Source organism: Dubosiella newyorkensis (assembly GCF_001945605.1).
Lineage (GTDB): Bacteria > Bacillota_I > Bacilli_A > Erysipelotrichales > Erysipelotrichaceae > Dubosiella > Dubosiella newyorkensis.
In genome coordinates this window covers 1-15,903 of sequence record NZ_MPKA01000094.1, presented here as the reverse complement: position 1 = coordinate 15,903, position 15,903 = coordinate 1, and the positions used below count along the sequence as shown (strand labels likewise).

Sequence of the window (15,903 nt, the reverse complement as noted above, 5' to 3'; positions counted from 1 at the left end):
AATGACCAATGATTTGACAATAAAAAAGCGACAATGAGAGGACATTGTCACGAAAGAGGAGAAAAAAAAGCAAATAAGTATCCAGAAGAAAAAGAGATTGATATTATATGGGACATTTTAAGAAAAAAGGGGCTTATGTTTTTGCAAACTGTAAAACTCCCGAGTTTTCTATAACTTTTTAAAGCGATTTGACTGAAAAGTGAATGATTCTTCCTATAATATTAGAATTTTATGCTTGAAATTCCATAAACTGTGTTATTATTGACAAGTAATATTTTGTTACCTAACTAGTAATGTTTATATAGAGGGAGGGAACTTATGAGCAACTATACGATAGCTGTAGCGGGAACTGGTTATGTTGGCCTTTCAATCGCGACTTTATTAGCGCAACATAACAAAGTGATAGCAGTCGATATCGTTCCTGAAAAAGTTGAATTGATCAACCAAAGGATCAGTCCGATCCAAGATGATTATATAGAAAAGTATTTAGCCGAAAAAGAATTGGATCTTACGGCAACAACGAATGCTGAAGAAGCGTATTCGCAAGCTGATTTTGTTGTGATCGCAGCACCTACCAATTATGATTCAAAAACACAACATTTCGATACGAGTGCAGTTGAGAATGTGATCGAAACTGTTTTGAAAGTGAATCCTCACGCCACAATGGTTATCAAATCAACGATTCCTGTCGGATATACAGAATCAATTAAAGAAAAATATCAAATCGATAATATCTTGTTCAGTCCTGAATTCTTGAGAGAATCAAAAGCACTATATGACAATCTCTATCCTTCCAGGATCATTGTAGGAACAAGTAAAGAAACAGAAGAAAAAACCAAAGAATTCGCTAAGCTTCTTCAAGAAGGGGCAATCAAGCAAGATATCGATACGCTCTTTATGGGAACGACAGAAGCAGAAGCCGTAAAACTTTTCGCCAACACGTATTTAGCATTAAGAGTTTCATATTTTAACGAATTAGATACGTATGCAGAAATAAAAGGACTCAATACAAAAGATATCATCGAAGGTGTTTGTTTAGACCCAAGAATCGGAACCCACTACAACAACCCAAGCTTTGGATATGGTGGATATTGCCTTCCAAAAGATACAAAACAGCTTTTAGCAAACTATGAAGATGTTCCACAAAACATGATGAGTGCCATTGTTGAAAGCAACAGAACGAGAAAAGACTATATTGCAGATCGGGTTTTACAATTAGCTGGATACTACAATTACGAAACCAACAATAATTATAATAAGGAACATGAAAAAGAAGTAACGATTGGAGTATATCGTCTAACAATGAAGTCTAATTCAGATAACTTCAGACAAAGCAGTATTCAAGGAGTAATGAAGCGAATCAAAGCAAAAGGAGCAAAAGTTATTGTCTATGAACCAACTTTAGAGAATGGATCAACCTTTTTTGGATCTAAGATAGTCAACAACTTAGAAGATTTTAAAGAAAAAAGCTATGCAATTATTGCTAACAGATTCAGTGAAGACCTTAATGATGTAGAAGAGAAAGTGTATTCTAGGGATCTGTTTAGATGTGATTGAATATAAATGAAGGTCAGATAAAATTAGATATGAATATATTAATATTAGGAGCAGCTGGATTTATTGGTACAAATCTAACAATTAAATTGGCTGAAAACAAAGATGATCAAATAACTCTTGTAGACAAAAAAATGAGTTACTTTTCAAAAATTAAAAAATTTAATTTCTCTAATGTTAAATTTAAAGAGTCTTCTCTAGATGAAAATATGGATTTTTCAATTTTAAAAGGCCAGGATATTATATATCATCTAGTAAGTACAAATACTCCATCGACATCTAATCAACATATCAGTCAGGATATACAGGCTAATGTATTATTTACTTCTAACCTATTAGATTCTTGTGTTGAGAATGAGGTGAAAAAAGTGGTGTTTATCTCATCTGGGGGAACTGTTTATGGTAGGGAAAATAAATGCCCTTTATCTGAAAATACGCCAACAAATCCTATTTCTTCTTATGGAGTACAGAAAATTATGATAGAGAAGTTACTATATCTTTATAATTATAAGTACGGAATGGATTATAGGATTATTCGTCTTACAAATCCGTATGGTCCGTATCAAAGACCCAATGGAGTTTTGGGAGCTGTGACTACTTTTACATATAAAGCTTTAAAAGGTGAAGAGATTCAAATTTTTGGAGATGGAACAGTAATAAGAGATTTTATATATATTGATGATGTAGTTAGAGCTATACTTAATATTGTTAATGGCGAAAACAAATACCGTACGTTTAATCTTGGATGTGGATACGGAATATCGATTAAAGAAGTATTAGAAACTGTAAAAAAAGTAGTAGGTAAAGATATTCAAGTTGTTTATAAAAACGGACGATCTGTTGATGTTCCAGTCAACTACTTAGATATAAGCAGATATGAGAAATATTATGGTAAATTGAATCCGGTTAGCCTCGAAGACGGAATTAAGAAAACTGTTTCATTTATGGAAAAGGAAATGGTGATAAAGTGAATAGAAATCAGGAAATAAAGGTATGTTTCGCAGCTTCTTCGGGTGGACATTTTGAACAACTTTCCATGTTAAAACCACTCATGGATAAATATGATAGTTTTGTTGTAGCTGAAAAAACGACATATAAAGCTTCAATCAAAGATGAAAAAATGTATTTCCTTCATCAAGTAAATCGTAAAGAATGGAGCATGCCGATATGGATGGTTATAAATACTTTTAAAAGTTTAAAAATAGTTGTTGATGAAAGGCCTGAAGTAATTATCACTACTGGTGTTCTTGCTATGATTCCACTCTGTCTTTTAGTAAAGATATTGGGTGGGAAATTGATTTATATAGAATCATTTGCAAAAGTATCATCTCCAACAAAGACTGGAAAGTTACTTTATAGATTTGCAGACCAATTCTATGTACAGTGGGAATCTATGAAAATATTCTATCCGGATGCCATTTATCTTGGAGGTATTTACTAATGATATTCGTAACTTTAGGGTCTCAAAAATTTCAATTTAATAGATTATTGAAGGCTATAGATGAACTACAAATAGAAGAAGAGATATTTGCCCAAATTGGCTACAGTGATTATAAACCACAAAATTATAAATATATAGATTTTCTTGATCGAGAAGAATTTAATATGTGGGAAGATAGAGCTAATATTGTTATTACACATGGTGGTACCGGAGCAATTATCAGTGCATTGAAAAAAGGTAAAAAAGTAATTGCGATACCTAGGTTGAAGAAATTCGGAGAACACGTAGACGACCATCAAGTTCAGCTAATTAAACAATTTAGAAACTTAAATTTGATCTATGCCTGTTTAGATGGTGATTTAGGAAAAGCAATAAATGTGGCTAAAAATACTAAATTTGACAAGTATAAGAGCAATACATCCAGGATAATAAGAAGTATAGAAGACTTTATTGAACATTAAGAAAAGGTATATATAAATGCGAATATGGAAAGATTTACATGAATTTAGTCGAGGTTCTACAAAGAAAGCTATAGTAACTTTATTAACGAATCCATGCTTTCATTTGATTTGTTTATATAGGTTGTCTAATTTTTTATATCGTATACATTTGTCATTTCTATCAAAACTTATTTGGTATCTTAATAGATTCTTATTTTCGGTTGATATAGACTATCGTGCTGACTTAGCAGGTGGTTTGGTAATAAAACATGGATTAGGAATTGTAATTGGAATGAACGTTAAGTCATTAGGTAAACTTACTGTATATCAAGGAGTGACAATAGGAGGATCAGGAAAAGAAAGATTGTTAAATGATAGTATAATTACTCAACCAATAATAGAAGATAACGTAATAATTTATTCAAATGCTATGCTTTTCGGACCTATAATAGTTGGAAAGAATCAATATATCAAAGCCGGGGAAATTATAAAAGAGGACATATGTGAGGAAAATTAATGAAAAAAATTATTATTTTGCTTTCTACATTCAATGGGAGTAAATTTCTTAAATCTCAGTTGGATAGTATAAACAATCAAGATGCTCAGAATCTAGAGATCGAAATTATTGTGAGAGATGATGGAAGCTTTGATGATACGCTTTTTATACTTAATAAGAAATATGATAACTTTAAACTTCATATTATTAAGGGTGAAAAGAATTTAGGAGTTTGTGCAAGTTTTTTGGAATTAATATCTAATGCACCTGAGGCTGACTATTATGCATTTGTTGATCAGGATGATATATGGGATAAATATAAATTATCAACAGCAATTAAAGCATTAGATCACAATGTTACTGGAAAGCCAACATTATGGGCGTCAAATTGCAGAATAATTAATGAAAACAATGAAGTAATACAACAAAAATTACAGAAAAGCAATCCAATATTCACTATTCCTTCACAATTAATTTGTGGCAGTATACAAGGATGCTCTATGGTGTTTAATAAAGAATTATTTTCTATAATAAGAAATTCAAATTTTAATTATATTCCTATGCATGATATATTAGTAACTATATTAGCCTTGAGCAATGGAGAGATTATATATAACACAAATCCGATTTTTTCATATAGAGTTCATAGAAATAATGTAGTGGCAAAAAACGGAAAAAATAGATTATTAAGGATGAAACAGTCTATTTCATTATGGTTTGGAGAAAAAAATAAATATAGTACATCAAAGTTTGCGGCTGAAATATTGAGACATTGTAATAATCTTGATAAGAAAGATGAAGATTATCTTAATGATATCATTAAAAGCCATAAGAGCTTAATTGCTAAAATGAATATAATAAAAGATTCTCGTACCGTTTCAAATAATAAAAGAGCATTAATTTCTTATAAAATTAGAGTGTTAATGGGAATTATATAGAAAGTATGATAAAAATGGAATACAATAGAATTAGAGTTTTACATATTACAAATAATATTGATATTGGTGGGGTTCAAAAAATCATATATCAACTATCGTTACTTGGAAAAGAATATTTTTCATATGTTGCTGTAGCGTCTATAGGTGGGGTTTATGAGAAAAAATTATCGGAAAGTAATATACCACATTTTACAATTCCTAATTTAAGCTCAAAAAATCCAAAAGATATTAGAATGACAATTCATCAGCTAAAAGATTTGATAGAAAAAAATGATATAAACGTAATTCATTGTCATCATAGAATGGCAGTTCTATTCGCGAAACTCATTGCAAAAAATAAAATAATTATTTATAACAACCATACTATATATTCGAATAAAAGGCAATTTTCTCATTCGGTATTAAATAATATAAATCTTATAGCAGATGGAGATAAGGCGAAAGAGAATTTGACTAAATATTTTAAGTTAGATCCAACAAAAGTGGTTACAATTTATAATGCGGTTGATTCTTTTGATGGAAAACTAAATATTATAAATGAGATTAAAGAAGCAAAAGATAAAGGATATTTTATCGTAATGAATTCTGCACGTTTACATCCACAAAAAGGTATGAAGTATTTTATTGAAGCAGCAAAGATATTAATTGATAGAGGGTTGAAGATTCGTTTTTATATTGTAGGGAATGGTCCATTAAAGGACTATTTAATAGAGCTTGTGAAAGAAAAACGTTTGGACAAATCTGTATTTTTTTTAGGATTTAGAAATGATATAAAAAATACTATCGCTCAATGTGATGTACTTGTCCTCACTTCGATTTATGAAGGATTGCCACTTACACCTATGGAAGCTTTTTCAGTAAAAAAAGCAGTGATAGGAACGGATATAGATGGGACTAGAGAAGTAATTAAGCATGGCATTAATGGATTGCTAGCAAAAACAAAAGATCCATTGTCTATTGCTGACTCTATTCATTTTATGTATGACAATCGTGATAAATTAAAAATAATGAATAAAAATGCCTATGAGTATTATATAAAATATTTCTCTTTAAATAAATTCAGAGAAGAGTATTTAGATTATTATAGAAAACTATAATTTAAATATTTATTAGTAAATAATTCTTGAGTAGATAAAAATATGAATAATAATTCGCATGTCTGTATATTTAAGAGCCTGAATTATTCATGAAGGAGATTTGAACTCGGCAGTATCTATGGTCGTCCTTCAAGTCATAGAATCACAAGTTTTATTGAGGAAACTACGTGACGAAAGAAGCAGATTTGCATCTATCCGACTTCTATGGCTCTTGTTATTATTCTAGTTGAATAATTTCTACCATTTGTAGGAAATAGTTCTTGTCTTGTATAAGCGCTGCTTAAGAACAATGTCTTCTTCTTTACATGCTGGATGATCGTTCCACCTTTTATGACTCTATTCGGAAAAGTATGGTTTCTTTTTAGTGGTTTTGGTTAATTATATTGCAAAAGAACCTTACCTAAAAATAACATCTCCCTTCGGTATAACAATAAAATCACAAAACCTCGGAGATACAAGAGTTTAGCGGTTTTTTAGCTATAGGGATGAATATACCAGGAATTATTCTTATAAATTTGAAGAAAGGGAAATGATATGATAGGAAGAAAAATGGTTATCCGAAAAAATAATATCCCACTGGTTTTTTTAATGTTATATTTTCTTACAAAAATGTTATGGGATAAGAGCGTTCCATATATTTTTGAAATTATTTCTATTCTAATTTTATTTAATGGATTTGTGAATTTTTTTACTAAATCTTTGAATAAACAAAAAATAATATATTTATTTCTTTATGGAACATTTTCTATATATATATTGATAAATGGAATTTGTCAGAATTCTTTTGCTCAAATTCAGCGATCATTATATGAATATATTTTGTATACCAGCTTTATATTTTCAATGGCATATTATATAAAAAAAGCGGATTTTATTAAAACATGTAAAATCATTTCAGAGTTAGGAATTATTATTTCTATTCTTTCTTGGTATGAGTGGATAAGTAAAAGCTACCTTGTAGGATCGTTTGCAAATATAATTACTTATGGAAATTATATTGGATTTAGATCAGCGGTATTTTCTAGATCCTTTCTTTCACATGGAGTAGTTTTAGGATTCTTCGGAATAATTAGTTTTTATTTATATCTTACAATGAAAAATAAAAACTATTTATTAATATCTGGATTTAATATTCTATCAATACTTACCACGTCATCCCGCGGACCATTAGTATCTACTGTAGTTGCTATTTTTTTTATGTATATTTTCAAAAATAATCTATTAAAAAAACACGATAAACGAAAAATAATGGCAAATATTATTATTATCGTAGCCATTTGTCTGATAATTTTTATTCTATTAAGTAATATTAAAACAGGAAACTCCTCAATTGACTATTTTTTATATAGAATTCGGCAAATAATAAATTGGACTGGAGATGCGGGAAATGTTGGAAGACTTAAATTTTGGAGTGAGGCACTTAATTATTTTAAAGAATCTCCAATTTTTGGGATTGGTCCATCTAAAACGGGTTCTTGGGGAATAGAATCTATTGGAGTAACAGAAAGCGGAATTTTAAAGCATTTATGCGAGTTAGGAATTGTCGGGTTTAGTTTATATTATATTTTATTCTTTTCTATTTTATTTAAAGGGTACAAGCAATATAAAATAGCTTCTAATAGGGATAAATTGAAACTAATTCTCTTTTTTGGAGTTGTAGCCATGGTTTTCCTAAATAATATAACTTTACAATCAACGGAAGAAATAATGATATTTATTATTTACAGCTTCGGCCTAGGTGGTATTTTGAGTATGAATTATAAAGATAGTGAGGTGTAAAATGAAAAAAGTTTTTTGGATTTCTTTAATGGCACCATATGATGGAGTTGCACATGCAGGTGGGAAAATTCATAATTATTTATTAAAATATTTAAATAATGAAAAAAATATTGATATAACATTATTAACTTTTGCTTCAGAAAAGGAAAAAGAGTATATTGATAATGATCATTATCATTATAATATAAAAAGCAAAATACATTATTTTAAAGAAGATAAAATAAATCGAATCGGGCGAAAGACTATAAATCATATTTTTTTTCTTTCTAAATTAGCAGGAAAAGGATCATTTTTGAATAGGAAAACATTAAAAAGGAAGATAAAAGAGTATAAAAAACAAAATGATGATCCAGATTATGTTATTCTGCATTGGACATCCATTATAAATAATATAGGATGGATAAAAAAAGAATTTCCAAACGCGAAATTTATCGTAATAGAAGAAGATGTTACTTTTTTGAAAGTTTATAGAAAAATTATTTCATTAAAAGGAATAAAAAGGATTGTTTCTAATAAGATATATGGACATTTTAAAAAAAATGAAGTTGCATCTTTAACACTTTCTAATTTAATTATCGTCAATAATGATAAAGATAGATTATTGCTTGAAAACGAAAAAATCAATAATAATATTTTATCTATATCTCCCTATTTTACCAATTTTGATAATTTGAAATATAAATATAAAAAAGAAAATATCTTATTTTATGGTGCTATGAACCGCCCTGAAAACTATGAGGCTGCCATTTGGTTTATTGAAAGTGTTTTTTATAAATTGAAAAAGTATAATAAAGATTTTAAATTTATTGTTTTAGGAGGAAATCCCAATAAAAAGCTCCTTTCTTATGAAAGCAATGATATTATAATTACTGGATTTGTAGATAAAATAGATGAATATTTTAGTGATTCTCTTTGTTTAGTAGCTCCTTTATTAATGGGAGCAGGTGTCAAAATAAAAATATTAGAAGGATTATCATCAGGAATACCAGTACTAACTAATGAAATTGGAATTGAAGGTATCCCGGCAAAAGAAGGGCGTGACTTTTTATTATCGAAAAAACCGGAAGATTATATTTCAAATATTTTGGAATTAACTAGGAATAAAGATTTTACATTATCTGTTTCGAAAAACGCTAAGGAATTTATAAAAAAAAATTATAATTATAAAAAAAGTGCGGAACAGTTAAAAAAGTATATATTAGATGGTGAAATACATTGAAAGAAAGGAGAAAAATGTGAAAAATGAGAACGTTGGGAAAAGATTATTTATTACAATTATTATTTCTGGATTAGCATTTTTACTTAGCTATATCATAAATTTTGCTCTGACTCCATTTATTACAAATAATATTGGAGCTGAAGGATATGGTTTTGTTTCTTTAGCTAAAACTTTTGCTAGTTATACCATGATTGCGGCATTAGCGATTAATTCATATTCTTCTCGTTTCATTACAATAGAATATCATCAGAAAAACTATGAAAAGGCTAATAATTTTCTTTCAACAACTCTGGTTTCAAACTTTTTATTAGCTTTTTTAACCCTTCTCTTCGCAATTTTTTTTATAAATAGAATCACCTTTTTTTTGAAAATCAATTTAGATATAGTTTCTGATGTTAAATATTTATTTTTTTTAATGTTCGTTAATTTCGGGATTACTATAATTGGTTCCTCATTTTCTTCTTCTGCTTATATTGCAAATAGGTTAGACTTAACAGGTTTATTTAAATTGATCGGCTATATTTTAGAGGCGGGTGCTTTATTATTTCTATATTTTAAATTTAAACCTAAATTATATTATATTAGCTTAGCGCTTTGTATTCAAAATATATTTATATTTCTAACTAATTTATTTATTACCAAGAAGTTTACTCCAAAATTAAAAATAATGAATATATCGTTTTCTTGGAATGCTGCAAAATTATTAGTTTTTAATGGTATATGGAATTCTTTAAATAGTTTAGGAAATACTTTGAACACAGGATTAGATTTGATTATGAGTAATTTATTTTTAACTGATACAGCTATGGGGGAATTAGCTATTGCAAAAACTATTAATACTATGTTTATCGGATTATTTCAATTAATTGCACAACCTTTTCAGCCTTTATTTTTAAAATCCTTTGCTGATAATAATATGGATGATTTGTTAAATAGATTTAAATTATCTATGGTATGTTCTGGGTTTCTTTCTAGCTTGGCATTTGCTGGATTTGTGGCTTTAGGAAGAACATATTATCAATTATGGGTACCAAATCAAAATAGTACTCTTTTATGGAAATTGACGTTGGTTGGATGCTTTAGCGGTATATTTGAAGGTTTAGTATATCCTTTATATTACATCTATACTTTAAAGATAAAAAATAAAATCCCATGTATAATCACAATGATTGGAGGTATTATAAACGTCATATTTATGTATATATTATTGAAATTTACTAATTTAGGAATATATTCTATAGTACTTACTACAGCTGTTGTGATGACCGTTATCAGCTTAATAACTAATCCGATATATATGTGTTATTGTCTTAAAATTCGTTGGAACTATTTTTATGGAGTAATTGGGCGCTCTGTCCTATCTTGCTTTATCATGACACTTATATTTATTTTATTAAGTAAGATAATAAATCCAAAAAATTGGATTATGTTGATTATATCAGCTACATTAATGACATTGGTCGGAGGAGTAATTCATTTTTTATTGGTTTGTAATACAAAAGAAAAGTCTTTTTTCTTATATAAGATAAAATTTAAAAAAAAATTATAGAAGATTTAACTATACCACATTCATATTTTGTATTTTAAATTTAAAACTAAGAAAAAAATAAATTATATTATTTATAATAATTATTGCTTAAAATATTCATAATGATCATTTCTAATCTTACTACAATTTCTTAAAAATTAAGCTATGCTCATAAAAGTGAATACATTTTAAGCGAATTGAAAAATGTTGAACCCTTAAGTTGTAAGGACAAAAATTTTGAAACAAACTAATATTAATATGATATAACGAAAAAAAACAGCCGAAAAACTGAACAGTTTATCTAGAAATTACAATATGTTAAAATTAGGATAACCATAAAATAAATATTCTCTTTTATATCGGATAGATCAAATCCTCAATTTTTGAAAAATATTAATACATCTTTAATCTTTTATTGTCACTTTTTGATCATTGATCTAAATCTTATTGTTGTTGACTGGTTTAAACGGATTGAATCTTTGAATATGTTATAAATATAGACTATCATTTTCCGATTATCGTAATCAGTTCTTTCTTACGACCTCTTTGCTTCTTAATCTTTTCGTATTTTCTTGAAATATGGATTTTTTCTACTATTCAAAGAACCAAGCATGTTCTGGAGATGGATCGGTTTAATATTGATCGCTTTGGAAATTCGTACCGATTTTTCTTCTTCGCGCTATCGTTGTTTATCGATATTAACTTGCATCAGTTGACTAGACGGCTGTAGACTTGAAAATATCGATATAGATTCCCATCTCGAGGAGGATGAGAGAAGAGCATCAGTCATAATAGCTATTTATGAAATAATATATAAAAGCTGGAACAGTTTGGTAAAATGGTCTACAGTATGAATTAACATCTTTTTTTCGGTTTTCTTTGATCTTCTTGTCAAATCGTTAGAAATTCTCTATATAAGCATTGATTTTCATACGCTGATTTATGTGGTTCTCATTACCAATCAGATTTTTATACGGAAATCTTTATTTTACACTTTTTGCTGTTAAGCTTTGCGAATTTGATCCAGACCCGTCTTGGCATTCCTTTTTTATGAGTTTTTTCATCACTTTGGTAGTTGCTGTGTTCGAAAGCACGCCTATGAACGAGTTTGATCCGATAGCGATTTAACTAGCAAAGTACGTAGATTGGCTTGTCAAGATTAAAAGAAGAGATGATAAGGTTGCTCTTGAAGTGACCACATAAATCTTGCATAAGAAAGGATCCATGGATGCCATAAGTATATTTATTCATTCGAGAGAAGTTTATACAAAAACGTATAAAACATAAAAAAATAACTGTATCTGATTGATATAAGCTGAAACTTTAAAATCCGTTCTAAAGAACATTCAATTCCAAAGACTTTGATTACGTATGGTTCAACAATATTATTTATATATGGATAAAAGAAATATTCTACAACTCGCTCCGAATCAATTAGTGCTACAGCTATTGATCGCCGATGGAATTTGAGAAAACTACAAAATATTCCAAAAAATAAAATTAGAAAAAAATGAGAAGTGGCATAAGCTACAGATGTTTAAAGATGAGCTCGGAGCTTTTCAAGCTACTTCAATAGCTGAGAGTTTGAAAAGCAACAAATAAGGGTTCTCAGTAACACGACTCAGCTGTCAGTGGAAAACGGATCAGTTTTTTGGATGTGTTGAAAATTGAAGCTTTGGGTGTTTTAAAATGTGATATAGTAAAATAATCGAAATGTATACAGTGAGTAAACAAAGGTAAAATCAAAAAAATAAATCTGTTCAGTAAATTTTGTAATTATAAATTTATTTTATTAATAAAATACAATCCAAACAGAAAATATATTTGGTTATGGTAAAAAATATTATTTTTTAGGAGATACTATGAATATTGTTTTATTGTCAGGAGGTTCAGGAAAACGTCTCTGGCCTCTATCGAACGATGTTCGTTCAAAGCAGTTTATTAAGTTTTTTAAAAACGAATACGAAGAATATGAATCGATGGTGCAAAGAGTCTATCGTCAAATATTAGAAGTCGATCCAGAAGCCAATATAACGATCGCTACGTCGAAATCGCAAGTCTCTTCCATTCGAAATCAATTGGGAGAAAACGTATCGATTTCCATTGAACCGGATCGAAGAGACACCTTTCCTGCTATCGCTTTGGCATCTTCTTTTTTAGCGGACCAACAAGAACTCGATCCAGAAGAAGTTGTGATCGTTTGTCCAGTCGATCCTTATGTCGATATTGATTATTATGAAGCGCTGAAATGTTTAGAAGAAGCAGTAAAAACTTCAAACTCCAATCTTGTTCTCATGGGAATGGAACCAACCTATCCAAGCGAAAAGTATGGATACATTTTGCCTAAAACAACAGATACAGTTTCAGAAGTATCTATGTTTCTAGAAAAACCAGATGAAGAAAAAGCAAGAGAATATATTGATCAAGGCGCTTTGTGGAATGGTGGGATCTTCGCATTCAAACTTGGTTATTTATTGAATAAAGCCCACTCTTTGATCGACTTCACAAATTATGAAGATTTGTTCGCTCGCTATTCTGCTTTAAAAAAGATTAGCTTTGATTATGAAGTCGTTGAAAAAGAACCTTCTATTTCAGTTGTTCGTTATAACGGAGAATGGAAAGATGTTGGAACTTGGAATACATTAACAGAAACGATGCATGAAAATGTGATTGGAAATGGAATTCTTGATCGAACTTGCGAAAATGTGCATATCATCAACGAACTTGACGCTCCTGTTGTCGCGGTTGGGTTGGATGACATTGTTATTTCGGCATCTCCAGAAGGAATTTTAGTTTCGGATAAAGAACAATCGTCCGATATCAAAAGGATTGTGGATTCCATAGAACAAGAAATTATGTTTGCCGAAAAGAGTTGGGGAGATTACCAAGTCTTAGATGTTGGATCTAACAGTTTAACAATCAAAATTACACTGAATGCAGGGAATAAAATGAGTACGCATTATCATCAAAATAGAGATGAAATGTGGACAGTGATTTCTGGGCATGGAAAGTGTATTGTCGATGGTCATGAACGAGAAATCGGAGTTGGAGATATCATCACAATGCAAGCAAATCAAATTCACTCTGTTGAAGCTTTGAGCGATCTTCAAATGATCGAAGTTCAAATTGGAAAAGATATTCGCAAAGAAGACAAGATCAAAGTAGAAGTTCAGTGAGGTTTATTTATGGAGAGAGTATATAAAACATCACTCAAGTTTGGAACAGGCGGGATCCGAGAAAAAATGGGACTCCGCCCAAACCAAATGAACGAAAAAACCATCGGAATCATTACCCAAGCATTGGCAAACTATCTTAAATCACAATACAAAGATTCAGAAATTCGAGTTTCGATCGGATACGATTCGAGAAGAAACTCTGATTTTTTTGCTTCGATCAGTAAAAAAGTGCTATCAAGCAACGGAATCAAAACCTACGTATTTACTGAACTCATACCCACTCCAGTTTTAGCGTATTCGATCGAACATCTTCATTGTCAAGCTGGCATCATGATCACCGCCTCCCACAACTCCAAAGAATACAATGGCTACAAAGTCTATGGAAACACTGGCGTACAATTAACCCCAGAAGTGGCAAAATACATCCAACAAGAAATCTTGAATCTAGACTACTCCCAAGTCTTAACACAAGAAAATGAAGAACTAGAATACGATGTACCAAACACAGTTTTAGAAGCGTTTCTAGAACAAGTTGAAAATGCGATCTCACCAATCGAAAAGAAAGAACCAATCACGATCGCATTCTCTTCCTTGCATGGAGCATCCATACAGCCAGCCAAACATATTTTTGAAAGAAACGGATATCATAACGTATATTACGAACAAGAACAATGCATTCCCCACCAAGACTTTCCAACATGTCCTTCTCCTAATCCAGAAGAAAAAGAAGCGATGGAAAAAGTCATAAAACTTGGAAATAAAGTCAACGCCGACGTTGTATTCGCCACCGATCCCGACGGAGACCGATTAGGCGTAGGACTCAAACACAAAAATTCCTACACCCTCCTTTCCGGCAATGAAATCGGCGTTTTACTTTATGACTACCTATTAGAAACAAAAAAAGAAGGAAGCAAAGTCTATAAAACGATCGTCACGACCGACCTATTGGACGATCTAGCCAAAGATCATGGACAACAAGTCTTCAGCGTGCTCAACGGATTCAAATACATAGGAGACCAAGTCAACCAGCTCGCCCAACAACAAAAAGAACACGAATTCATTCTAGGCGTCGAAGAAAACTATGGCTATTTAGTCGGAACCTATGTCAAAGACAAAGACTCGATAGGAGCCCTTCTCTTGTTCTCCAATCTTGTTCAATACTATAAAAACGAAGGAAAAGATCCGCTCGATCGACTCCAAGAAATCTATGAACAATATGGATATCGAGAACAAAAAGTCATTTCCTACACGTTCGAAGGAGAAGAAGGAAAACAAAAGATCCAAGACTACATGGAACGACTGAGAAATACAAACACAAACAACTATTGGATCGAAAAATACGATTATCAAGAAGGAATCAACAACCTACCTAAAGCCAACATTCTAAAATTCATTTCGAAAGACAAAGATTCTTTGATCATCCGTCCTTCTGGAACAGAACCAAAGCTAAAGCTTTATTTCTCATTGAATTCAGAAGAACTCAAAGAATTCATGAGCACGACAAAACCATTAGATGTGATATTGGAGGAATTGTTTGATTGATCTGCGCTATAAAGTGAACCTGTATTCATGATTTGTTTTTCGCATAATGTTATATTATGTGAGATTTAGATCCGAAAATATTTGCTTAAACAGATTAGTTTTATAAGTTTATTAGAAAAAAAAGAAGAAAAACTTTAAGATTTCCTGATTAAAGAGTATTATTTAAGCAGTCGATAGAGGTGTATGTTTTCGGACTGCACTGTGAGAGTCACTCTGTGGCTCTCTTTTTTTATAAGTCAGTTAGTCGTACTATACAGGAAAAAATAAGTTTTTAAATAACAAAAATCAGTATTACCGTGATTAATAAGGAAAAGTTTCTGTTTGTCAGTAAGCGGGAATTAAAACAGCGTATAGAAAACGCTCATCGAATCAGAGACAATATCTCTACCTGCGATGAGCGTCTTTGTTTTTATTGGCATAGGCTGATCAAATTTGGATTCCAAGGCATACATTGTTCCAGTATTTCGCTGGTCAGCTTTCCGGCATGTCTTGAGAGTTCTTTTAAAAGGTGAAGGATGTATTTGTAAGGGATCAGCCCATTGGCTTTGGCGCTTTCTACGATCGAGTAGAGCACTCCGCAAGCCTTGGCTCCTCTAGGACTTCCCGAAAACAGCCAGTTGTTTCTTCCTACCGCAAAATTTCGGATCGTCCTTTCGGCAAGCGAATTGGTCATCGGCAGACTTCCGTTGTCCA

The 15,903-nt window shown here is 30.7% G+C and carries 13 protein-coding genes; 12 read left to right on the top strand and 1 reads right to left on the bottom strand.

The genetic code is table 11. From position 1 onward, the window contains the following. Nucleotides 1-318 precede the first annotated feature (318 nt). The 12 genes from BO225_RS10000 to BO225_RS09945 all read left to right on the top strand — a co-directional run bounded on the left by BO225_RS10000 (nt 319) and on the right by BO225_RS09945 (nt 15,210). Nucleotides 319-1,557 carry a nucleotide sugar dehydrogenase gene (locus BO225_RS10000; RefSeq protein WP_076342086.1) on the top strand — a complete coding sequence of 413 codons (1,239 nt, stop codon included), beginning with the start codon at nt 319-321 and terminating at the stop codon, nt 1,555-1,557. Beyond that, nucleotides 1,554-2,525: an NAD-dependent epimerase/dehydratase family protein gene (locus BO225_RS09995; protein WP_198936130.1), complete on the top strand. Its 972-nt coding sequence runs from the start codon at nt 1,554-1,556 to the stop codon at nt 2,523-2,525. Before BO225_RS10000 ends, BO225_RS09995 begins: the two co-directional genes overlap by 4 nt. After that, a complete protein-coding gene (pssD, locus tag BO225_RS09990; protein ID WP_076342085.1) occupies nt 2,522-2,995 on the top strand; it encodes a PssD/Cps14F family polysaccharide biosynthesis glycosyltransferase in 474 nt (157 codons plus the stop codon). Before BO225_RS09995 ends, pssD begins: the two co-directional genes overlap by 4 nt. Beyond that, the gene (gene pssE, locus BO225_RS09985) at nt 2,995-3,456 is read left to right on the top strand and encodes a PssE/Cps14G family polysaccharide biosynthesis glycosyltransferase (protein WP_076342084.1); all 462 of its coding nucleotides are present in this window, start codon (nt 2,995-2,997) and stop codon (nt 3,454-3,456) included. Before pssD ends, pssE begins: the two co-directional genes overlap by 1 nt. Before the next feature lie 16 nt (nt 3,457-3,472). Further along, complete coding sequence (locus BO225_RS09980; protein WP_076342083.1) at nt 3,473-3,952, top strand: serine O-acetyltransferase; 480 nt, start codon at nt 3,473-3,475, stop codon at nt 3,950-3,952. Continuing rightward, nucleotides 3,952-4,869 (top strand): glycosyltransferase, encoded by a 918-nt coding sequence (locus tag BO225_RS09975; protein ID WP_076342082.1) that lies wholly within the window; start codon nt 3,952-3,954, stop codon nt 4,867-4,869. Before BO225_RS09980 ends, BO225_RS09975 begins: the two co-directional genes overlap by 1 nt. A gap of 14 nt (nt 4,870-4,883) precedes the next feature. Next, nucleotides 4,884-5,966, top strand: coding sequence for a glycosyltransferase (locus tag BO225_RS09970; protein WP_158023835.1), 1,083 nt, complete (start codon nt 4,884-4,886; stop codon nt 5,964-5,966). Nucleotides 5,967-6,500: 534 nt separating this feature from the next. Beyond that, nucleotides 6,501-7,745 (top strand): O-antigen ligase family protein, encoded by a 1,245-nt coding sequence (locus tag BO225_RS09965; protein WP_083632184.1) that lies wholly within the window; start codon nt 6,501-6,503, stop codon nt 7,743-7,745. A 1-nt stretch (nt 7,746) separates the two neighbouring features. Then, a complete protein-coding gene (locus BO225_RS09960) occupies nt 7,747-8,964 on the top strand; it encodes a glycosyltransferase (RefSeq protein ID WP_076342079.1) in 1,218 nt (405 codons plus the stop codon). Between the two features lie 16 nt (nt 8,965-8,980). Further along, entirely contained in the window at nt 8,981-10,513 is a 1,533-nt protein-coding gene (locus tag BO225_RS09955) for a lipopolysaccharide biosynthesis protein (protein WP_158023834.1), read from the top strand. Nucleotides 10,514-12,354: 1,841 nt separating this feature from the next. Beyond that, on the top strand, nt 12,355-13,668 hold the full coding sequence (locus BO225_RS09950) for a sugar phosphate nucleotidyltransferase (RefSeq protein WP_076342077.1): 1,314 nt from the start codon (nt 12,355-12,357) through the stop codon (nt 13,666-13,668). A gap of 9 nt (nt 13,669-13,677) precedes the next feature. Then, nucleotides 13,678-15,210 (top strand): phospho-sugar mutase, encoded by a 1,533-nt coding sequence (locus BO225_RS09945; RefSeq protein WP_076342076.1) that lies wholly within the window; start codon nt 13,678-13,680, stop codon nt 15,208-15,210. Between the two features lie 409 nt (nt 15,211-15,619). Here BO225_RS09945 and BO225_RS13105 read toward each other — a convergent pair. Then, nucleotides 15,620-15,903, bottom strand: a 284-nt coding sequence (locus BO225_RS13105; protein WP_143356819.1) for a transposase domain-containing protein, incomplete at its 5' end; no start/stop codon positions are given.